This is a genomic window from Acinetobacter sp. EKM10A, assembly GCF_011075215.1.
In the GTDB taxonomy this organism is placed as follows: Bacteria; Pseudomonadota; Gammaproteobacteria; order Pseudomonadales; family Moraxellaceae; genus Acinetobacter; species Acinetobacter baumannii.
Map to the genome: position 1 here is coordinate 253,352 of NZ_JAALLK010000005.1, position 21,983 is coordinate 275,334.

The window sequence follows — 21,983 nt, forward strand, 5'->3', positions numbered from 1 at the left end:
TTAATGTTCTTTCGAATATTAACGCTTGATGTCACGTTGCACTTCACCAGTGTAAAGCTGACGAGGACGACCAATTTTGTAAGGACCACTGTGCATTTCTAACCAGTGACTGATCCAGCCAACTGTACGTGCAAGAGCGAAGATAACGGTAAACATTTCTGTTGGGATACCAATCGCTTTAAGGATGATACCAGAGTAGAAGTCTACGTTAGGGTAAAGTTTACGTTCAACAAAGTACGGGTCGTTCAATGCAATACGTTCAAGTTCCATAGCAAGCGCTAATTGAGGATCATTGATACCTAATGCTTCAAGAACTTCGTCACAAGTTTGCTTCATCACTTTAGCACGTGGGTCGAAGTTTTTGTAAACGCGGTGACCGAAGCCCATAAGTTTAACTTCTTTGCGTTTAACTTTTTCCATGAACTCAGCAACATTTTCAACGCTACCGATTTCATCAAGCATTTTAAGAACTGCTTCGTTCGCACCACCGTGTGCAGGACCCCAAAGAGCAGAGATACCAGCAGAGATACACGCATATGGATTCGCACCAGTAGAACCAGCAAGACGAACTGTAGAAGTAGACGCGTTTTGTTCATGGTCAGCGTGAAGCGTAAAAATACGATCCATTGCACGTGCAAGAACAGGGTTTACTTTGTAGTCACGGTCTGCAGGAGTTGCGAACATCATGTGTAAGAAGTTTTCCGCGTAATTTAAGTCATTACGTGGATAGATGAATGGCTGACCTACAGTATATTTGTAGCTCCAAGCAGCAAGCGTTGGAATTTTAGCAATCAAACGAATCGCAGTAATTTCGCGGTGGTTGATGTCTTCAATGTCAAGGTTGTTGTGATAGAAAGCAGATAATGCGCCTACTACACCAACCATGATTGCCATAGGGTGAGCATCACGACGGAAACCATTGAAGAAACGGCTAACTTGATCATGAACCATAGTATGAGCACGAACTTTCGCATCGAACTCAACTTTTTGTTCAGCAGTTGGTAACTCGCCATTTAATAATAAATAACAAGTTTCAAGGTAGTCTGCTTGAGTCGCTAACTGGTCAATCGGGTAACCGCGGTGCAATAAAATACCTTTGTCACCATCGATAAATGTGATTTTAGACTCGCATGAAGCTGTCGCCATAAAACCAGGATCAAAAGTAAAGTGACCTGAGGCCAATACATCTTTAACGTCGATTACATCGGGACCTAATGTGCCACTGTAAATTGGTAATTCAATTTCTTTGCCATCAAGATGTAATACGGCTTTTTTGCCAGTTGCTTCAGACATTCAATAGATCTCCTGTCCTGGTGAATGATTATCTGACTCGAAATCCTAATTTTCTCATGTGCGAATCAGACGGTGTCAAAATTTGCTATAAGATTAGTGAGTACTGAAATTTTGTCAATTATACTTATGGATAAAAAATGACGTTCCCACAGAGAGTTAGTCATCAAGACCCGAGCAAAAAAAGTCAGTAAAATCACTGCATCGGGATGGTATCATAAGTCAATTCAAGAAGAACGTGCAGAAAAAAAATGAAGCGTGAGTACAATTGTAAGCAAATTTTTAAATAAAAATTAAGAATAGGGTAACGTTATAAAATGCCAATCCGATTAAAAAAATCATAAAACTCAGGCTGTAATTTTAAATTGTGATTCAAAAATCGCCACATTATCACTATTTGATAATTCCAAAAGTTGTCTTTTTTTAAGTTTAATTGTTTAAAAAATAGCTCATTGAACAGTCTAGAAAAAATTAAAACTCATTTTTTGTAAAAATAGTGATCATTGTTAACAGTCAAGTAGCACTTTATTTCTTTTGATATAAATATGGATAATCCCTCTTTATAGATAAAACCGAATAAAATTAGCAGGTAAGAAGCAGTTTTATTTATATTTTTGTCTTGAGTTGACGATTTATTAACTTTATCTTTAGTCTAAAATGCACTTATTTTAAATAAAACTGTAGAAAAGCAATTTTTTATAAAAGATGAGATTAAACAAGCACATGTTTTGTTTAATCTTAACTTCGGGATAGGAAAGGATGCTGTTTGGCTATGTGAATGATTCTTATTTGATGAGTTTTTGCGGAAAAGCCAAAGTCGATTGTTTGTATTTTGATATTTCGCGTTTTATAATTCAGTGTCGTTTATAGGTTAGGCATGAGCTGTGCTTGCCTAACAATGCCAGCTTTCCTTGGAATTAATTCAACAAACTCCGGTCGGAGTTTCTACCTACAGGATGCCCGCTGTGAAAAGCAACAGACCTGTCAATTTGTCCATGGGTCAGGTGTTAGCGGTAAATTTACGCTCACCCGTGGCTATTGCATCAATTTTACACCGTTTATCAGGTGTCATCGTTTTCTTATTAGTACCAGTTCTCTTATGGATTCTAGATAAATCATTATCTTCACCAGAAGGATTTGACTACGTTAAAAATGTCGTTTTTGGAAATATCCTCGTACGTTTTGTTGTGTGGGTATTTGTAGCCGGCTTGATTTTCCACTTTATTGCTGGGGTTAAGCATTTGCTTGCAGATCTAGGTTTTGCTGAAGAACTGCAAAGCGGTCGTATTGCAGCGACAATTTCATTGATCTTATCTGTGGTAGCCATTATCGCAGCCTTTGTATGGATTATGTTCTAATGAAAAGTGCTACAGGTTTAACAGGTTCAGGTTCTCGTGATTGGTTTATCCAGCGTGTAAGTGCTGTGGTATTGGCAGCTTATACTGTTGTTCTTTTTGGTTGGATCCTCTGCAAAGGCGGATTTGACTATCAACAATGGGCTGGCTTCATGATGACATTACCAATGAAGATTTTCTCTTTATTGGCAATTTTGTCGCTTATCGCACACGCATGGATTGGTATGTGGCAGGTTTTTACTGACTATGTCACTACTCGTCAAATGGGTCCTTCAGCGAAAGGTTTACGCCTTGTACTGACTACGGCTGTCATTATTGCAGTGTTTGTGTACGCAATCTGGGGTATCCAGATTTTCTGGGCGAATTGATAGGAAGATATCATGGGCGCGATAAACCCTAAAGAAGATTATTCAAATATTCAAAACCTCACTTTCGATGCTGTTATCGTTGGTGGTGGTGGTTCTGGTATGCGTGCATCTTACCAACTTGCTCAAGCAGGTTTGAAAGTTGCAGTACTTACTAAAGTTTTCCCAACACGTTCACATACAGTTGCTGCTCAGGGCGGTATTGGTGCGTCGTTAGGTAACATGCAAGAAGATAACTGGCATTTCCACTTTTACGATACAGTAAAAGGTTCTGACTGGTTAGGTGACCAAGACGCAATCGAATTTATGTGTCGTGAGGCGCCAAAAGTTGTTTATGAACTTGAACACTTAGGTATGCCGTTCGACCGTAACGCTGATGGTACAATTTACCAACGTCCGTTCGGTGGTCACTCTGCAAACTATGGTGATAAGCCAGTTCCACGTGCTTGTGCTGCTGCTGACCGTACTGGTCACGCTTTATTGCACACGCTTTATCAAAGCAACGTGAAAATGGGTACTCAATTCTTCGTTGAGTGGATCGCTCTTGATTTGATCCGTAACGAAGCAGGTGATGTACTCGGTGTAACTGCAATTGACCAAGAAACTGGTAACATTGCAGTATTCCAAGCAAAAGCAACATTATTTGCAACTGGTGGTGCTGGTCGTGTTTACCGTGCATCAACAAATGCTTATATCAACACTGGTGACGGTCTTGGTATGGCTGCTCGTGCTGGTATTCCATTACAAGATATGGAATTCTGGCAATTCCACCCTACAGGTGTTGCGGGCGCAGGCGTATTGTTGACTGAAGGTTGTCGTGGTGAAGGTGCGATCCTTCGTAACAAAGACGGCGAACCATTCATGGAACGTTATGCACCAACTTTAAAAGACTTGGCTCCGCGTGACTTCGTATCACGTTCTATGGACCAAGAAATTAAAGAAGGTCGTGGTTGTGGTCCAAAAGGTGATTATATCTTGCTTGATATGACTCACTTGGGTGCTGACACAATTATGAAGCGTTTACCATCTGTATTTGAGATTGGTAAAAAATTCGCAAACGTTGACATCACTAAAGAACCAATTCCAGTAGTACCAACGATCCATTATCAAATGGGTGGTATTCCTACGAATATGCATGGTCAAGTGTGCTTACCAGAGCCTGGTACAGACAACTACACTAAACCTGTAAAAGGTTTCTATGCAATCGGTGAGTGTTCATGCGTATCAGTACATGGTGCGAACCGTTTAGGTACTAACTCACTTCTTGACTTGGTTGTATTTGGTAAGGCTGCTGGTGAGCACATTATCGATTACGTAACTAAGCATCATGGTGATGAATATGCACCGCTTCCAACAAATGTATTAGAGCAAACTTTAGCTCGTGTACGTAAATTGGATGAATCAACTTCTGGCGAAAATGCTCAAGAAGTTGCTGATGCAATTCGTGATATCGTTCAAGATCACGCAGGTGTATTCCGTACTCAAGCATTGCTTGATAAGGGTGTTAAAGAGATTCTTGCTCTTGAACCACGCGTGCGTAACATCCACTTGAAAGATAAATCTAAAGTATTTAACACTGCACGTGTTGAAGCGCTTGAAGTTGAAAACTTATATGAAGTTGCAAAAGCTACATTAATTTCAGCTGCTGCGCGTAAAGAATGTCGTGGTGCGCATACGGTAGTTGATTATGAATTACCAGCTGATCACCCAACTTATTCATACGGTCGCCGTGATGATGAGTGGATGAAACATACTTTATGGTATTCATCAGATAACCGTTTGGAATATAAGCCAGTGCGCTTCAAGCCGTTAACTGTTGATCCAATTCCACCAGCACCACGTACATTCTAATCGGGAGTATAAAGATGAGTAGAGGTACTCGTACATTCGAAATCTACCGCTATGATCCTGATAAGGATAAAGCGCCGTACATGCAAACTTTCAAGCTTGAATTGACTGATAAGCACCGTATGTTGCTTGATGCATTGCTTGCTTTGAAGGTTCAAGACGAAACGTTAACATTCCGTCGTTCTTGCCGTGAAGGTATTTGTGGTTCTGATGGTGTGAATATCAATGGTAAAAATGGTTTGGCTTGCTTGCAAAACCTTAACGATTTACCAGAGAAAATCGTAATTCGTCCATTACCTGGTTTGCCGGTTGTTAAAGATTTGGTTGTTGATATGAACCAATTCTATGATCAGTATGACAAAATTCAGCCATTCTTGATCAATAACCAACCTGCTCCACCTAAAGAGCGTTTGCAATCTCCTGAAGAGCGTGAACACTTAAATGGTTTGTATGAGTGTATTCTTTGTGCATGTTGTTCAACTTCATGCCCATCATTCTGGTGGAACCCTGATAAATTCTTGGGTCCTTCAGCGTTGTTGAATGCATATCGTTTTATTATCGACTCTCGTGATACTGCAACTGCAGAACGTTTGGCTCGTCTTGACGATCCGTTCAGTTTGTTCCGTTGTAAAGGTATTATGAACTGTGTGTCAGTATGTCCTAAAGGTTTGAATCCAACAAAAGCAATCGGTCATATCCGTAATATGTTGTTAGATCAAGCGGGTTAATTCTGCGCAAATAGAGAACGCACATCCTTGATGTGCGTTTTTTTTTAATTTTATAATACGTGTCTTATACTTTAGTCGGTAAAAGAGGGGTTTTTATATAAAGCACCATATATTAATAGATAAAATTGGATATGTATTTCGCCAATTTATAGATGGTATATGTCAAAAAAATCAATCGTTCGTTAAGAACATGATACGATTTGCCACAAAGTTATAGGTGAAAAAAGCGTATACTAGTGAAATTAAATTAAGTGGCACGATCTTAGATCTGTGCTTAATTTTTATGGTTAAAGTCATTTTAGAAAAGTTAATTTTAAAGTTAATTTTTCTAAAAAGATTTGCAAAAAATTGCTCGGTTTTTTATCGAGTATAAGGTGAGTGATGATGCCATTGAGGGCGTTGTGATTCATTAATTACCTATGGAGTTTTCTCTCTAGGTAGTATGACGCCCCATGGTCTTGAAGACCTGTTGGGTAAGTAGTGTCATTTTTACCAATTTGACATTATGCATCATGGGTATGCTTAAAAGGCAGCCTGTAATATTTTTTGCAATAGGAAATGGGTCCACAAATGCAAGAAGTTGCTGACGCATTGCGTCTTGACACTGAACTTTCCGCTGATAGTGCAGCGTATATTGAAGAACTTTACGAGCAGTACCTGACTTCCCCAACCTCCGTCGCTGAGGACTGGCGCCAATATTTCGATAAATATCCAAAGGGTGACCAACCACACAGCGCTGTGCGTGAGCAATTCCTATTACTAGGACGTAATGCTAATCGTGTTCAACCTGTTGTACAAAGTACTGTAAGTACTGAACATGAGCGTCGTCAAATTGGCGTTTTACAACTCATTGCTGCTTATCGCAATCGCGGACATCAAAAAGCTAAGTTAGATCCGTTAGGTCTTGCTAAGCGTGAAGATATTCCTGATTTAGATCTTTCAGCACACGGTTTAACCAAATCAGATTTAGATACAGTATTCAACACAGGCAATCTTGAGATCGGTAAAAGCGAAGCAACGCTTGCTGAGATGATTGAAGCAATGGAAGCAATCTATTGTGGTTCGATCGGTGTTGAATATATGCATATCGTGGACACAAAAGAGAAACGTTGGATTCAACAGCGTCTTGAAAGTGCCCGTGGTAAATTCAATTTCTCAAATGAACAAAAGAAAGGCTTCTTAGAGCGTTTAACCGCTGCTGAAGGCTTAGAAAAATATCTCGGTAATAAATACGTCGGCGCTAAACGTTTTGGTGTTGAAGGCGGCGAATCTTTTATTCCTATGGTAAATGAGATTATCCAGCGTGCTGGTGCCGTAGGTTGTAAAGAAGTTGTTATCGGTATGCCACACCGTGGTCGTTTGAACCTTCTTGTTAATATTATGGGTAAAAACCCTGCGGACTTATTTGGTGAGTTCGAAGGTAAAGCACTTCATAAGAAAGGTTCTGGTGACGTTAAATACCACCAAGGTTTCTCAAGTAATGTAATGACTCCAGGTGGTGAAGTTCACTTGGCATTGGCATTTAACCCATCTCACTTAGAAATCGTTGGTCCTGTAGTCGAAGGTTCTGTACGTGCGCGTCAAGTACGTCGTAGAGACATCGGCGGTGATGACGTATTACCAGTTATTGTTCATGGTGATGCTGCATTTGCAGGTCAGGGCGTGAACATGGAAACCTTCCAGATGTCACAAACTCGTGGCTATACGGTTGGTGGTACAGTTCATATTATTGTGAACAACCAAGTTGGTTTCACAACTTCTGATCCACGTGATGCGCGTTCGACAGAATACTGTACAGACGTTGCTAAAATGATTCAGGCTCCTATCTTCCATGTAAATGGTGATGATCCTGAAGCTGTTATCTTTGCTACTCAATTAGCACATGATTTCCGTCACGAATTCCGTAAAGATGTAGTCATCGATTTGTTCTGTTACCGTCGTCGCGGCCATAACGAAGCAGATGAGCCATCTGGTACACAACCATTGATGTATCAAGTGATTGCTAAGAAAGCAACTACTCGTACACTTTATGCTGATCAATTGGTACAAGAGAAAGTACTTGACCGTGCTGAAGCTGACCAAATGGTTGAAGATTATCGTGCTGATTTAGAAGCGGGTAATCATGTAGCGAATGCTTTGATTCTTGAACCGAACACTAAAATGTTTGTAGATTGGACTCCATATTTGGGCCATGAATATACAGACGATTGGGATACTTCATTTGACATAAATCGCCTTAAAGAGTTAGGCGAGGGCATGAGCAAGCTTCCTGAAGGGTTTGTAATGCAGCGTCAGGTTCAAAAAGTAATTGAAGACCGCGTGAAAATGCAAACTGGTGAAACTCCATTGAACTGGGGTGCAGCAGAAACTTTAGCTTATGCAACTTTATTAGATGAAGACTATCTAGTTCGTATTACTGGTGAAGACGTGGGTCGTGGTACCTTCTCACACCGTCATGCGAAATTGCATAACCAAGTTGATGGTTCAACTTACATTCCTCTTTGCCATGTGAAAGAGAACCAACCGCGTTTTGCGATTTATGACTCTCTTTTATCTGAAGAAGCAGTTCTTGCGTTCGAATATGGTTACGCAACTACAATTCCTAAGAGCTTGATTATTTGGGAAGCACAATTTGGTGACTTCGTAAACTGTGCTCAAGTTGTGATTGACCAGTTTATTGCTTCTGGTGAGACTAAGTGGGAGCGTGTTTGTGGTTTAACAATGTTGTTACCACACGGTTTCGAAGGTCAAGGTCCAGAGCACTCTTCAGCTCGTTTAGAACGTTTCTTACAGTTATGTGCTGAAGACAACATGCAAGTGATCACTCCAACGACACCTGCACAGATTTTCCATGCATTACGTCGTCAGGCTGTACGCCCAATTCGTAAGCCATTAATCGTAATGTCACCGAAATCTTTACTTCGTCATAAACTTGCGACTTCTACTTTAGAAGAGCTAGCACATGGTTCATTCCAAACTGTAATTGACGAAATCGATCAAATTAACAAGTCAGATGTAACTCGTCTTGTACTTTGTGGCGGTAAAGTTTATTACGACTTACTCGAAAAACGTCGTGAACAAAACTTAACTAATGTTGCAATTGTACGTATTGAACAGTTGTATCCATACCCAGAGCAACGTCTTGCGGAAATCTTGGCTGCTTATCCAAATGTGAAAGAACTCGTTTGGGCGCAAGAAGAGCCGAAGAACCAAGGTGCTTGGTTGTTTATCGCACCGCGTTTATATGACGATATCTTAAAATCTGGCAAACAAATCCGTATCAGTTTTGCAGGTCGTGAAGCTTCTGCTGCACCAGCTTGTGGCTCACCGTACTTGCATGCAAAACAACAAGCTCAGCTAATTAATGATGCATTGGCAATCGAAGCTGAACAATCAGGAGATTCTCAATAATGGCAACCGAAATTAAAGCACCGGTATTCCCAGAGTCTGTTGCAGATGGAACCATCGCAACTTGGCATAAAAAGGTGGGTGAACCTGTATCACGTGATGAAGTAATCTGTGATATTGAAACCGACAAAGTTGTTTTAGAAGTTGTTGCTCCTGCAGATGGTAGCTTGGTTGCAATCATTAAAGGTGAAGGCGATACAGTTCTTTCTGACGAAGTTATTGCTCAATTCGAAGCTGGTGCTGGCGCAGCGGCTGCTGCTCCTGCGGCAGTAGAACAAGCAGTTGCTCAGACTCAAGCTGGTGCTGCTCCTGTTGTTGAGCGTAATGAAACTGTGTCTGATCAAGCTCCTGCAGTACGTAAAGCGTTAACTGAATCTGGTATTGCTGCTTCTGACGTACAAGGTACTGGTCGTGGTGGTCGTATCACTAAAGAAGATGTTGCAAACCATCAAGCTAAACCAGCTGCTAACGTTACTCCATTAAGCGTTGCTGTTGGCGAACGTATCGAAAAACGCGTTCCAATGACTCGTTTACGTAAACGTGTAGCTGAGCGTCTTCTTGCAGCTACTCAAGAAACAGCAATGTTAACTACATTTAACGAAGTTAACATGAAGCCAATCATGGAATTACGTAAGCAATATAAAGATGCTTTCGAAAAACGTCATGGTGCTCGTTTAGGCTTCATGTCATTCTTCGTTAAAGCAGCAACTGAAGCGCTTAAACGCTACCCAGCTGTAAATGCTTCAATTGATGGTGATGATATCGTTTATCACGGTTACTACGACATCGGTGTTGCAGTATCTTCTGATCGTGGTCTTGTTGTACCAGTATTACGTGATACTGACCGTATGAGCTATGCAGAAGTTGAAGCAGGTATTGCTGCTTATGCTGCTAAAGCACGTGATGGTAAATTATCTATCGAAGAAATGACTGGCGGTACTTTCACAATCACTAACGGTGGTACTTTCGGTTCATTACTTTCAACTCCAATTTTGAACCAGCCGCAAACTGGTATCTTGGGTATGCATAAAATCCAAGAACGTCCTATGGCGGTAAATGGTCAAGTTGAAATCTTGCCAATGATGTACTTAGCGCTTTCTTATGACCACCGTATGATCGATGGTAAAGAAGCTGTAGGTTTCTTAGTTGCAATCAAAGAATTGTTAGAAGAACCAGCTAAACTCATTCTTGATCTTTAATTTCTTCGAATAAATACCTACCAGGGTAGAGTAATCCTCTATCCTGGTTTATGGAGATAAAAATGTCTCAACAATTTGATCTTGTTGTCATTGGCGGTGGTCCTGGTGGTTATGAAGCTGCGATTCGCGCTGCTCAACTAGGCTTCAAAGTCGCTTGTATTGAAAAACGTATTCACAACGGTAAGCCTTCTTTAGGTGGTACTTGCTTAAACGTAGGTTGTATCCCTTCTAAAGCTTTGCTTGATTCTTCTCATCGTTATGAAGATACAGTGCATCATTTAGCTGATCACGGTATTACAACTGGTGAAGTGAATTTCGATCTTGCAAAACTTCTTGCTCGTAAAGACAAAATTGTTGACCAATTAACTGGCGGTATTGATCAATTGCTTAAAGGCAACGGTATCGAGTGGTTAAAAGGTACAGGTAAATTACTTGCTGGTAAAAAAGTTGAGTTTGTTCCACATGAAGGTGAAACTCAAATTTTAGAACCTAAATACGTAATTCTTGCGTCTGGTTCTGTGCCTGTAAATATTCCTGTAGCTCCTGTAGATCAAGATATTATTGTTGATTCAACTGGCGCATTAAACTTCCCTGAAGTACCTAAACGTTTAGGTGTAATTGGTGCAGGTGTAATCGGTTTAGAACTTGGTTCAGTATGGCGTCGTCTTGGTGCAGAAGTTGTTGTATTTGAAGCAATGGATGCATTCTTGCCAATGGCTGATAAAGCACTTTCTAAGGAATATCAAAAAATCTTGACTAAACAAGGTTTAGATATCCGCATTGGTGCAAAAGTATCTGGTACTGAAGTAAACGGTCGTGAAGTGACTGTTAAATACACTCAAGGTGGCGAAGATAAAGAACAAACGTTTGATAAGTTAATCGTTTGTGTTGGCCGTAAAGCTTATGCAGAAGGTTTATTAGCTGAAGATTCAGGTATTAAATTAACTGAACGTGGTTTAGTTGAAGTAAATGATCACTGTGCAACTTCTGTAGAAGGTGTATATGCGATTGGTGACTTAGTACGTGGTCCAATGCTTGCTCATAAAGCAATGGAAGAGGGCGTAATGGCTGTTGAACGTATCCACGGTCACGCAGCTCAAGTAAACTATGACACAATCATTTCTGTTATCTATACACACCCTGAAGCGGCGTGGGTTGGTTTAACTGAAGAGCAAGCTAAAGAAAAAGGTCATGAAGTAAAAACTGGTCAATTCGGTTTTGCTGTAAATGGTCGTGCTTTAGCTGCTGGTGAAGGTGCAGGTTTTGTTAAGTTTGTTGCTGATGCAAAAACTGACCGTTTATTAGGTATGCATGTGATTGGGCCTGCGGCATCTGATATCGTTCACCAAGGTATGATTGCACTTGAATTTGTATCTTCTGTTGAAGATCTTCAGTTGATGACTTTTGGTCACCCAACATTCTCTGAAGTTGTTCATGAAGCTGCACTTGCTGTAGATGGTCGTGCAATTCACGCGATTCAACGTAAGCGTAAATAAAATAAAGAGCGGTCCTCCGCTCTTTTTCACATTCGATGGTGTGATTAAAAAATCATCAAGTTGATAGACGTAGACAGCAATTTGCTTATACAACATGAGAATGTTGCGCAAATTGAAGACAACAAACAAAGTTAAGTAGGTAACTAAATGAACTTACATGAGTATCAAGCTAAAGCGTTATTGAAAGAATATGGTATGCCGGTACAAGAAGGTATCTTGGCAACCAATGCAGACGAAGCAGTTGCTGCATTTGAACAGCTTGGTGGTAAATTCGCTGTAATGAAGGCGCAAGTTCATGCTGGTGGTCGTGGTAAGGCTGGTGGCGTTAAAGTTGCAAAATCTAAAGAAGATGTTATCGAATTTGCAAACAATATCATTGGTACTCGTCTTGTAACGTATCAAACAGATGCAAATGGTCAACCAGTAAACAGCATCATTGTTGCTGAAGACGTATATCCAGTTGAGCGTGAGCTTTACTTGGGCGCGGTTGTAGACCGTTCTAGCCGTCGTATTACTTTCATGGCTTCTACAGAAGGTGGTGTAGAAATCGAGAAAGTTGCGGAAGAAACTCCAGAAAAAATTATCAAAGTTGAAGTTGATCCATTAGTTGGTTTACAACCATTCCAAGCACGTGAAGTTGCGTTTGCTTTAGGTTTGAAAGACAAACAAATCGGTCAATTCGTGAAAATCATGACAGCTGCTTATCAAGCATTTGTTGAAAATGATTTCGCTTTATTTGAAATTAACCCACTTTCAGTTCGTGAAAATGGCGAAATTTTATGTGTAGATGCGAAAGTAGGTATCGACTCTAACGCGCTTTACCGCTTACCTAAAGTTGCTGCTTTACGTGACAAATCTCAAGAGAATGAGCGTGAGTTAAAAGCATCTGAATTTGATCTTAACTATGTTGCTTTAGAAGGTAACATTGGTTGTATGGTTAACGGTGCTGGTCTTGCAATGGCAACTATGGACATCATTAAACTTTATGGTGGTCAGCCTGCAAACTTCCTTGACGTTGGTGGTGGTGCAACTAAAGAGCGTGTAATTGAAGCGTTCAAAATCATTCTTGCTGATACGTCTGTACAAGGTGTTTTAATCAACATCTTCGGTGGTATCGTACGTTGTGACATGATTGCTGAAGCAATTATTGCAGCGGTTCAAGAAGTAAACGTAACTGTTCCAGTTGTTGTTCGTTTAGAAGGTAACAACGCTGAGTTAGGTGCGAAATTACTTGATGAATCTGGTTTGAAATTAATTTCTGCGAACGGTTTGTCTGATGCCGCAGAAAAAGTTGTAGCTGCAGTTAAAGCGTAAGGGGAGTATCAATCATGAGCGTATTAATTAATAAAGACACTAAAGTATTGGTACAAGGTTTTACTGGTAAAAACGGTACTTTCCACTCTGCACAAGCTTTAGACTACGGTACAAAAGTTGTTGGTGGTGTTACTCCAGGTAAAGGTGGTACAACTCACCTTGACTTACCGGTATTCAACACAATGAAAGAAGCTGTACGTGAAACAAATGCAGATGCATCTGTAATCTATGTACCAGCTCCATTCGTTTTAGACTCAATCGTTGAAGCGGTTGATTCAGGTGTTGGCCTAATCGTTGTGATCACTGAAGGTGTTCCAACAATCGACATGCTTAAAGCAAAACGTTATTTAGAAACTAACGGTAACGGTACTCGTTTAGTTGGTCCTAACTGCCCAGGCGTGATCACTCCGGGTGAATGTAAGATCGGTATTATGCCTGGTCACATCCACCAACCAGGTCGTATTGGTATCATTTCACGTTCAGGTACATTGACTTATGAAGCTGTTGCTCAAACAACTAAGCTTGGTTTAGGTCAGTCTACTTGTATCGGTATCGGTGGTGACCCAATCCCAGGTATGAACCAAATTGAAGCTCTTCAATTGTTCCAAGACGATCCAGATACTGATGCAATCATCATGATCGGTGAGATCGGTGGTACAGCGGAAGAAGAAGCTGCTGAATTCATCAAATCTAACGTGACTAAACCTGTAGTAGGTTACATCGCTGGTGTAACTGCGCCTAAAGGTAAGCGTATGGGTCACGCTGGTGCGATCATTTCTGGTGGTCAAGGTACTGCTGAGGAGAAATTCGCTGCATTTGAAAAAGCAGGTATGGCTTACACTCGTAGCCCAGCTGAGCTTGGTTCAACTATGTTGCAAGTATTAAAAGAGAAAGGTTTAGCTTAATTGCTTCCTTGAATCTTTAAAAAATACCGCATCTGAAAAATGATGCGGTATTTTTTTGTATTATTGAAAAGTTAAATAAAATAATTGATATAAGGAATAATTTGGTTAAAAAAGACAAAAAAATACGCAATGATTGGGGTGATCACTGCGTAGAACAACGAATCTGTTAAAAACAGTTTCGGCTTAAGGAGAAATGTCGTGAGGTTCATATCAACCTACTCAAGTTATATTAGTGACGCATTCTTATTTGTTCATTAAGGTTCACGTTAATTAGTGTTACTTCACGTTAAAAGGGTAAAAGCGTGTGAATCATAATAAATATATAGAAATTCTAAAAAATTAAATTATTGAATCTAAATATAATTATAAAAAAAGCCCCGTAGGGCTTTTTTGATTTATATCTCTAATATAAAAAATTAGAACTTAAATAAGCCTAAGCCATCTTTAACTTCGTCCAAAGTCTGCTGGGTAATGATTCGACATTTATCAGTACCTTGGCGTAAAACATCCATAATGTAGTCAGGATCTTTAGCAAGTTCTTCTCGACGTTCACGTATAGGTGTAATTAATTCTTTTAGTACACCTTCAAGACGTTTTTTAACTGTACCATCACCAAGACCACCACGGCGGTAGTGTGCTTTTAGCTCTTCAACTTCTTCTTTATTTGGATCAAATGCATCTAAATAAGTAAATACAATGTTTCCTTCAACTTGGCCCGGATCTTCGATGCGAAGATGATTTGGATCGGTATACATCGCATTTACAGCTTTTTTGATGTCTTTGTCAGAAGCATTTAAAACAATGGTATTGCCTAATGACTTAGACATTTTCGCTTTACCATCAAAACCAGGTAAACGAGCCATATTAGAAAGCAATGCTTTACATTCAGGTAAAAGGTCTTGACCAATTTGACGGTTTACACGACGCACGATTTCGTTAGTTTGCTCAATCATTGGAATTTGATCTTCGCCTACTGGTACTACAGTCGCTTTAAAAGCCGTAATATCAGCTGCCTGTGCTACAGGGTAGCAAAGGAAACCGGCAGGAATATCACGTTCAAAACCACGCATTTGAATTTCAGATTTGATGGTTGGGTTACGCTCCAAACGAGCTACAGTTACAAAGTTAAGATATAACATTGTAAGCTCATTCAGTGCAGGCAAGCATGACTGTACACAAATTGTGGTTTTAGTTGGATCAATGCCTACCGCTAAATAGTCTAGAGCAACTTCTAAAATGTTACGGCGTACTTTATCTGGGTTATCGGCATTGTCTGTTAACGCTTGTGCATCTGCTAATAAGAGATGTTGATGATGGCTATCCTGTAGACCTACACGAGAACGCAAAGAACCGACAAAATGCCCGAGGTGAAGTTGTCCGGTTGGGCGGTCGCCTGTCAAAATAATTGGACGCTGATCAACATTACTCATTATTTATTCCACTATAGTATTGGCTTAATCAGGGATAATAAGCCCTGCAATATAAAAGATTGGCATTATTGTACGGGAAATAAAATTTTTTCGTCAGCAATTGGGTAAACTTTTCTTAAAATAATATTGTGAATTTATTCAGTAAAATTACAAAAATTGAAAAAAATCATCTTACAATAGTTTAATAAATACAAACCTGGATAAGAAATGGCAAGTGGCTTACTTTTACTACTAGATGATATTGCAACAATTTTAGATGACGTCGCCTTAATGAGCAAAATGGCAGCAAAAAAAACTGCTGGTGTTTTAGGTGATGATTTGGCTTTAAATGCACAACAGGTTACAGGTGTCCGTGCTGATCGCGAATTACCGATTGTGTGGAAAGTTGCTAAAGGCTCCTTTGTTAATAAGCTCATTTTAGTTCCTCTAGCTTTATTAATTAGTGTGATTGCTCCTTGGTTGATTAATCCTTTATTAATGCTTGGCGGGCTATTCTTATGTTATGAGGGTGTTGAAAAAGTTCTTCATACCATTACACATAAAAAAGCCTCAACCTCAGAAGAAGCACAAAAAGAGTTTGATAGTGAAGAGTTAGACTTGGCAACTTTTGAAAAAGATAAAGTGAAAGGAGCTATTCGTACAGACTTTATTTTGTCAGCTGAAATTGTGGTTATTTCTTTAGGTACTGTGGCAACTGCAACTTTAATGACTAAAGTTAGTGTCCTCAGCATTATTGCAGTTGTGATGACGATCGGCGTTTATGGTTTGGTTGGCATGATTGTTAAGATTGATGACTTGGGTCTATATTTAACAAAACAGGCTACTTCTTTTAAACAAACTATTGGTCGCGGGCTGCTTGCATTTGCGCCACTTTTAATGAAGTTATTGTCTATCGTCGGCACTATTGCGATGTTTTTGGTAGGTGGAGGGATTATTAATCATACGATTCCTTTACTCCATCATGTCACTGAAAATACAGTTGACCATGTGGAAACTATACCTGCTGTAGGCAACATCATTGGTGCTTTAACCCCAACGCTTATTAACTTTGCAATAGGAATTGTTGCTGGTGCAATAGTATTGCTTGTTGTTAGTTTGATACAAAAAATGTGGCCAAAAGCTTCTAGTTAATCAGGCCATCTACAAAGAAGAGGGAAATTATGCGCTGGAAAGGCCGTCGAGTCAGTACCAATGTTGAAGACCGTCGAGGTGGAGGCGGTGTTAGGGCAGGTGGTATTAGTATTATTGGTTTGGTTGTAGCATTTGTTGCATGGAAATTTTTTGGTGTTGACCCACAACAAGCATATCAGGCAACGCAGCAGGTCACTGCTTCGCAACAATCAAATGCAACTGCACCGGAAAGTTTAACAGCTGAGCAAAAAGAAGCTTCGGATTTTATTAGGACGATTTTAGCCGATACAGAGGATACGTGGACACCTATTTTTAAACAGTTAGGTAAAACTTATACACCACCAAAATTAGTCTTGTTTAGTGGGATGATTCAGTCAGGCTGTGGTACAGCTCAGTCTGCAATGGGTCCCTTTTATTGCCCGGCAGATCAGAAGGTTTATATAGATACAGAATTCTTCAAAGATATGCGTGAGCAGATGGGAATATCTGGCGAACAAAATCAGACAGAATTATCGAGACAAGATCAGGCAGGGGACTTTGCCCAAGCTTATGTGGTTGCCCATGAAGTAGGGCATCATGTCCAAACTTTGCTTGGTATCTCATCTCAAGTACAACAGGCTCGTGCGCAAGTCAGTCAAAGAGAAGGTAATCAGTTATCTGTACGTCAAGAATTACAAGCTGACTGTTTAGCGGGTATCTGGGCCAATCATAATCAACAACGTACTCAGTTTTTAGAGCAGGGGGACGTTGAGGAAGCAATGGATGCCGCGCAAAAAATTGGAGATGACTACTTACAAAAACGAGCAACAGGACAAGTCGTTCCGGATAGCTTTACTCATGGTAGTAGTGAACAGCGAATGCACTGGTTCCAAGTTGGTTTAAAAACTGGTGATATTAGCCAATGCGATACTTTTAATAATTCTATCTAAATCTATAAATAAGATGAGTTTACAAGGTGTTTAAGTAGGCTCATCTTTTTAATCATCCCTCCAACATAATTAATGTTAAGAAATTTAACTAATTGATAGAATGATTAACGTAATTCGTTAAACTTGTATTCCAACTTTTTAATTGCTTGGGCACACATGAGGTGTCTATTTTCTCGTTCTGTTCAGTTCAGCTGTCTAGATTTTTTATTTGGTCATTGACCCAGAAGAAGGGTGTTCATGGGTAATTTTTTCTTATTACAAGCATTTACGGTTGTATTTGCCTTATCAATTGCGACCACCATATTTAATAAGCGTATTTTGGGCTTTCCTCAGGCTATCGGCGTACCTCTTGTTTCTGCGATTTTTGTCTTCATTTTGCAATGGGGAGCCAGTCTTTTAAATGGTAATCAATTCATTACTATCAATATTCATAATATTGAGGAAGCAGTACGTCACATCGATTTCTATGATTTTTTAATTAATGGTGTTATTTGCTTTATTCTGACGTCTTCAGCACTTAAATTTAAAATTTCAGATCTAAGAAGCTATTGGAAACAGATTAGTATTTTAGCCACTATTGCCTTGGTAATCTGCGCTGTATTGTTTGGTAGCTTACTTTACGGTTTCCAATTGTTAGTTGGGCATCATGTACCAATTTTGGTTCTTCTATTATTAGGTGCAGCATTAGGTGCAACAGACCCGATCGGTATTAAAGGTGTTTTAAGTTCAATTCGTGCCCCTCATCATCTCATTGTTAAATTAGAAGGAGAATCTTTATTTAACGATGCGATGTGTATTGCCTTATTTATGACATTACTGAATGTTTTACAGGGTGAACATTTTTCATTGGTTGCGACATTAGAAGCTTTGCTTTATGAAATTGTGGTTGCTGTTGGTATTGGGTGGGCATTTGGGATAGGTACTTTACGCTTATTGCGTGGTAAACACGAAATGGAATCCCTGATTTTAACAACTGCATTACTTGCAAGTGGAGCATATTTGGTGGCTCTATTTGCCCATGCATCCGCACCGATTGCCTGCGTAATTGGCGGTTTAATCGTCGGCAATAAATGGAAAGAAATTCGCGAAGAGCGTGAGATCAGAGAGGTTAACCATTTTTGGCATACAGTAGAAGGGATTATCAATTCATTCTTATTTACCTTAATTGGCCTTGAGTTATTTATTCTTGACTTAAACTTTAGCCTGATTTTAGGTGGAATAGTTGCTTTCTTTATTCTGCATATTTCTCGTTTTGCAGCAAACTTTATGTCTTTTGCTTTCTTCCCAACAATGCGTAAGACCAAAAGTTACAATGGTAGTTTAACTATTTTATCTTGGGGTGGTGTTCGAGGAGGGATTTCACTCGCTTTAATTTTGGCGGTCGCGAATATTCCGGCGCTGAGTCCTTATAGTAGTATTCTGATTGGATATACCTTTATTAGTGTATTGTTATCTGGTGTAGTGTGTGGACTTGGCCTTCCTGCGGTAATGAATGCGTTTTATTACAATCCTAATGAAGAAACGGAAGGGCTTAAAGGCTTTTATCAAAAGCTATGCCATAAAATGAATCGCCGTGGCTTTCAATATATAGTTGGAGAAGATGCATTAGGAAGAGAAACAATTACTATCTTTAACCCAGATGTTATTGTTGATCAAAAAACAGAAGACGGGATCGCAACCATGCATGATCCAAATAAGTTACAAGAAGTAAAAAGATTTGAGAGTCCAGATAATTTCTAAATATAAATAGTTTTAAAATTTATAACGTATTTAAAAATGAGGTTTTAGTGTAATAGTAAAATATTACCTAAAGCCTTTTTTTTCTATATATATCATTAATAATATATTTTATTTTATTAAGATATTAATAATTGTTATATGAATATTTTAATTAAATGATTTTTCAACAAATGGTAAATAGTAAAATAATAAATTTGTTTTATGTATAAAACGTTTAACGTGATTTTTCATTAAATTAACATAAGAAAAACTTAACTAAGACTTATATATAATTTCTATTAATTAAAATTTTTTCTTTAGGTACTTTAGTATTTGTTTTTTTTATTTTAAAGTGTTTAATGTAAAAATGATCACATTACTTAATGTTTTTAAGTTGTAGGTCAAAAACTTAGAAAGATTAAGTAAAAAGAATTATACATAAAATCATTTAAATCAATAATATAAAAGGAATACAGATATGCCTGAAATACAAATTATTGCCAAGGATAGTCACGATACCTTGTCAACAATCCAAGGAACTTCTGCAAAGCTTTCAGAAGCGTCGGTCGTATTGGTAAAAGTGGCTGCCAGTGATGTATTGGTAGTGAATAGGGAGGGTACCAATGCAGTCATTCGCCTGAAAAATGGCGAGACTATTGTTATTGAAGGCTTCTTTAGTGGAACAGCTGAGCCTAAAGATAACAGTCTGGTTTTCCAAGATGAAAATGGACAGTTGATTTGGGCAAAATTCAAAGATGCTGAAAATGATGCAGATGCTGATAGTGATGCGGACGCAGATGCTGACAGTGACGTGGAACCACAAGCACTTTTAGGTGAAGATTTACCAGCAGCTCTACCAGCAGAAGCTCCACAAGAGTTGGTATCTGATGTTATTTACCAACCTATTTCTTCAATTGAGCCTCTACTTTATCATGATGCAGGCATGAACCCATGGTTATGGGCTGCTATTCCACTAGTTGCAGGCGGTATTATCGCTGCAGCATCAAATCATGATAGTAATGATGATTCTTCAGTACCTGCTGACACCACTCCACCAAGTACCGATGGCGTAACTTTCTCGGTTGACCCTGTTACTTCTGATAATGTGATTAATGCATCAGAAGCAGCAGGTAATGTCACCATTACAGGTGTTTTGAAAAACATTCCAGCAGATGCGGCCAACACGGCCGTTACAGTTGTTATTAATGGGGTAACTTATAATGCGACTGTAGATAAAGCAGCAGGTACATGGACAGTAAGTGTACCGGGCAGTGGCTTAGTTGCGGATGCAGATAAGACGATTGATGCCAAAGTAACGTTTACAGATGCAGCAGGTAATAGCAGCAGTGTTAACGATACACAAACTTATACACTTGATACCACTGCACCAAATGCACCAGTGATTGACCCAGTTAACGGGACAGACCCGATTACAGGTACAGCAGAACCTGGTTCAACAGTGACTGTGACTTATCCGGACGGTAGTACGAAAACTGTTGTAGCAGGACCGGATGGTACTTGGACTGTGCCAAACCCAGGTTTGAATGATGGCGATGAAGTTACAGCTGTAGCAACAGACCCTGCTGGCAATACATCAGGCCCAGCAACGGCAGTGGTTGATGCAGTTGCGCCGACAGTAGCACTTGATGATGTACTCACTAACGACAGCACACCAGCACTTACTGGTACAGTGAACGATCCGACAGCAACTGTAGTTGTCAATGTGGATGGCGTTGACTATCCGGCAGTGAACAATGGTGACGGCACCTGGACGCTTGCAGACAATACACTTCCAACACTCGCAGACGGTCCACACACCATTACCGTGACTGCAACAGATGCAGCAGGTAACGTAGGTACAGATACAGGTGTTGTGACAGTTGATACAGCTGCTCCAAATACAGCTGGCGTTACCTTTACGATTGACTCAGTAACAGCTGACAATGTGATTAATGCATCAGAAGCGGCTGGCAATGTCACGATTACAGGTGTATTGAAAAACGTTCCTTCAGATGCGGCTGCTACAGCCGTTACAATTGTTATTAATGGGGTAACTTATACTGCAACTGTAGACAGTGCAGCAGGTACATGGACAGTAAGTGTACCAGGCAGTGGCTTGACTGCGGATACAGATAAGACAATTGATGCCAAAGTAACGTTTACAGATGCAGCAGGTAACAGCAGCAGTGTTAACGATACACAAACATATACAGTTGATACCACTGCACCGGATGCTCCAGTAATTAACCCGGTTAACGGGACAGACCCGATTACAGGTACAGCAGAACCTGGTTCAACCGTAACAGTAACCTATCCTAATGGTGACACAGCAACAGTTGTAGCAGGACCTGATGGCAGCTGGTCAGTACCAAACCCAGGTTTAAATGATGGTGACGAAGTTGAGGCAATTGCTACAGATCCAGCAGGCAACCCATCTTTACCAGGTACAGCTATTGTCGATGCAGTTGGCCCAAATACAGATGGTGTTAACTTCACGGTTGATTCAGTAACAGCTGACAATGTGATTAATGCATCAGAAGCGTCAGGCAACGTTACTGTTACAGGCGTATTGAAAAACGTTCCGGCAGATGCAGCAAATACAGTGGTCACTGTTGTGATCAATGGCCAGACGTATACTGCAACTGTAGATAGCACAGCAGGCACATGGACAGTAAGCGTACCAGGCAGTGAGTTGACTGCGGATGCAGATAAGACGATTGATGCCAAAGTAACGTTTACAGATGCGGCAGGTAATAGCAGCAGTGTTAACGATACACACACATATACAGTTGATACGGTTGCACCAAATGCACCGGTGCTTGATCCGATCAATGCAACAGACCCGGTGAGCGGTCAGGCAGAGCCT

At 39.9% G+C, this 21,983-nt stretch carries 15 protein-coding genes and 1 pseudogene; 14 read left to right on the forward strand and 2 right to left on the reverse strand.

Features of this window, described 5'->3' with window-relative positions; genetic code table 11:
- Nucleotides 1-18: 18 nt before the first annotated feature.
- Nucleotides 19-1,293: a citrate synthase gene (gltA, locus tag G9371_RS09355; protein ID WP_001287579.1), complete on the reverse strand. Its 1,275-nt coding sequence runs from the start codon at nt 1,291-1,293 to the stop codon at nt 19-21.
- A 953-nt stretch (nt 1,294-2,246) separates the two neighbouring features.
- Between gltA and sdhC the strand changes: the two genes are divergently transcribed.
- The 10 genes and pseudogenes from sdhC to sucD all read left to right on the forward strand — a co-directional run bounded on the left by sdhC (nt 2,247) and on the right by sucD (nt 13,908).
- Complete coding sequence (gene sdhC, locus G9371_RS09360) at nt 2,247-2,648, forward strand: succinate dehydrogenase, cytochrome b556 subunit (protein ID WP_001984863.1); 402 nt, start codon at nt 2,247-2,249, stop codon at nt 2,646-2,648.
- Nucleotides 2,648-3,013 (forward strand): succinate dehydrogenase, hydrophobic membrane anchor protein, encoded by a 366-nt coding sequence (gene sdhD, locus G9371_RS09365; RefSeq protein ID WP_000833672.1) that lies wholly within the window; start codon nt 2,648-2,650, stop codon nt 3,011-3,013. The genes sdhC and sdhD overlap by 1 nt, the downstream gene beginning before the upstream one ends.
- Before the next feature lie 12 nt (nt 3,014-3,025).
- Complete coding sequence (sdhA, locus tag G9371_RS09370) at nt 3,026-4,861, forward strand: succinate dehydrogenase flavoprotein subunit (protein WP_000500957.1); 1,836 nt, start codon at nt 3,026-3,028, stop codon at nt 4,859-4,861.
- A gap of 14 nt (nt 4,862-4,875) precedes the next feature.
- Nucleotides 4,876-5,586 carry a succinate dehydrogenase iron-sulfur subunit gene (locus G9371_RS09375; protein ID WP_000086385.1) on the forward strand — a complete coding sequence of 237 codons (711 nt, stop codon included), beginning with the start codon at nt 4,876-4,878 and terminating at the stop codon, nt 5,584-5,586.
- A 283-nt stretch (nt 5,587-5,869) separates the two neighbouring features.
- Nucleotides 5,870-5,999, forward strand: a pseudogene (locus G9371_RS09380) (hypothetical protein).
- A 157-nt stretch (nt 6,000-6,156) separates the two neighbouring features.
- Nucleotides 6,157-8,997: a 2-oxoglutarate dehydrogenase E1 component gene (locus G9371_RS09390; RefSeq protein WP_001984866.1), complete on the forward strand. Its 2,841-nt coding sequence runs from the start codon at nt 6,157-6,159 to the stop codon at nt 8,995-8,997.
- Nucleotides 8,997-10,193, forward strand: a complete 1,197-nt coding sequence (gene odhB / locus G9371_RS09395) for a 2-oxoglutarate dehydrogenase complex dihydrolipoyllysine-residue succinyltransferase (RefSeq protein WP_000179879.1) — start codon at nt 8,997-8,999, stop codon at nt 10,191-10,193. Before G9371_RS09390 ends, odhB begins: the two co-directional genes overlap by 1 nt.
- Before the next feature lie 62 nt (nt 10,194-10,255).
- Nucleotides 10,256-11,689 carry a dihydrolipoyl dehydrogenase gene (lpdA, locus tag G9371_RS09400; RefSeq protein ID WP_000082613.1) on the forward strand — a complete coding sequence of 478 codons (1,434 nt, stop codon included), beginning with the start codon at nt 10,256-10,258 and terminating at the stop codon, nt 11,687-11,689.
- A gap of 147 nt (nt 11,690-11,836) precedes the next feature.
- Nucleotides 11,837-13,003: an ADP-forming succinate--CoA ligase subunit beta gene (sucC, locus tag G9371_RS09405; RefSeq protein ID WP_001048573.1), complete on the forward strand. Its 1,167-nt coding sequence runs from the start codon at nt 11,837-11,839 to the stop codon at nt 13,001-13,003.
- A gap of 14 nt (nt 13,004-13,017) precedes the next feature.
- A complete protein-coding gene (gene sucD, locus G9371_RS09410; protein ID WP_000114637.1) occupies nt 13,018-13,908 on the forward strand; it encodes a succinate--CoA ligase subunit alpha in 891 nt (296 codons plus the stop codon).
- A 416-nt stretch (nt 13,909-14,324) separates the two neighbouring features.
- Here sucD and trpS read toward each other — a convergent pair whose 3' ends face one another.
- Entirely contained in the window at nt 14,325-15,338 is a 1,014-nt protein-coding gene (gene trpS, locus G9371_RS09415; protein ID WP_000072941.1) for a tryptophan--tRNA ligase, read from the reverse strand.
- A 207-nt stretch (nt 15,339-15,545) separates the two neighbouring features.
- Between trpS and G9371_RS09420 the strand changes: the two genes are divergently transcribed.
- From G9371_RS09420 to G9371_RS09435, 4 genes are all read left to right on the forward strand, one after another.
- Nucleotides 15,546-16,469 carry a DUF808 domain-containing protein gene (locus G9371_RS09420; protein WP_029424794.1) on the forward strand — a complete coding sequence of 308 codons (924 nt, stop codon included), beginning with the start codon at nt 15,546-15,548 and terminating at the stop codon, nt 16,467-16,469.
- A gap of 29 nt (nt 16,470-16,498) precedes the next feature.
- Nucleotides 16,499-17,398, forward strand: coding sequence for a neutral zinc metallopeptidase (locus G9371_RS09425; protein WP_001267353.1), 900 nt, complete (start codon nt 16,499-16,501; stop codon nt 17,396-17,398).
- Nucleotides 17,399-17,635: 237 nt separating this feature from the next.
- Nucleotides 17,636-19,138 carry a cation:proton antiporter gene (locus G9371_RS09430; RefSeq protein ID WP_000526259.1) on the forward strand — a complete coding sequence of 501 codons (1,503 nt, stop codon included), beginning with the start codon at nt 17,636-17,638 and terminating at the stop codon, nt 19,136-19,138.
- Nucleotides 19,139-19,595: 457 nt separating this feature from the next.
- Nucleotides 19,596-21,983: Ig-like domain-containing protein (locus G9371_RS09435; RefSeq protein ID WP_227591297.1), on the forward strand; the 2,388-nt coding region annotated here is incomplete at its 3' end.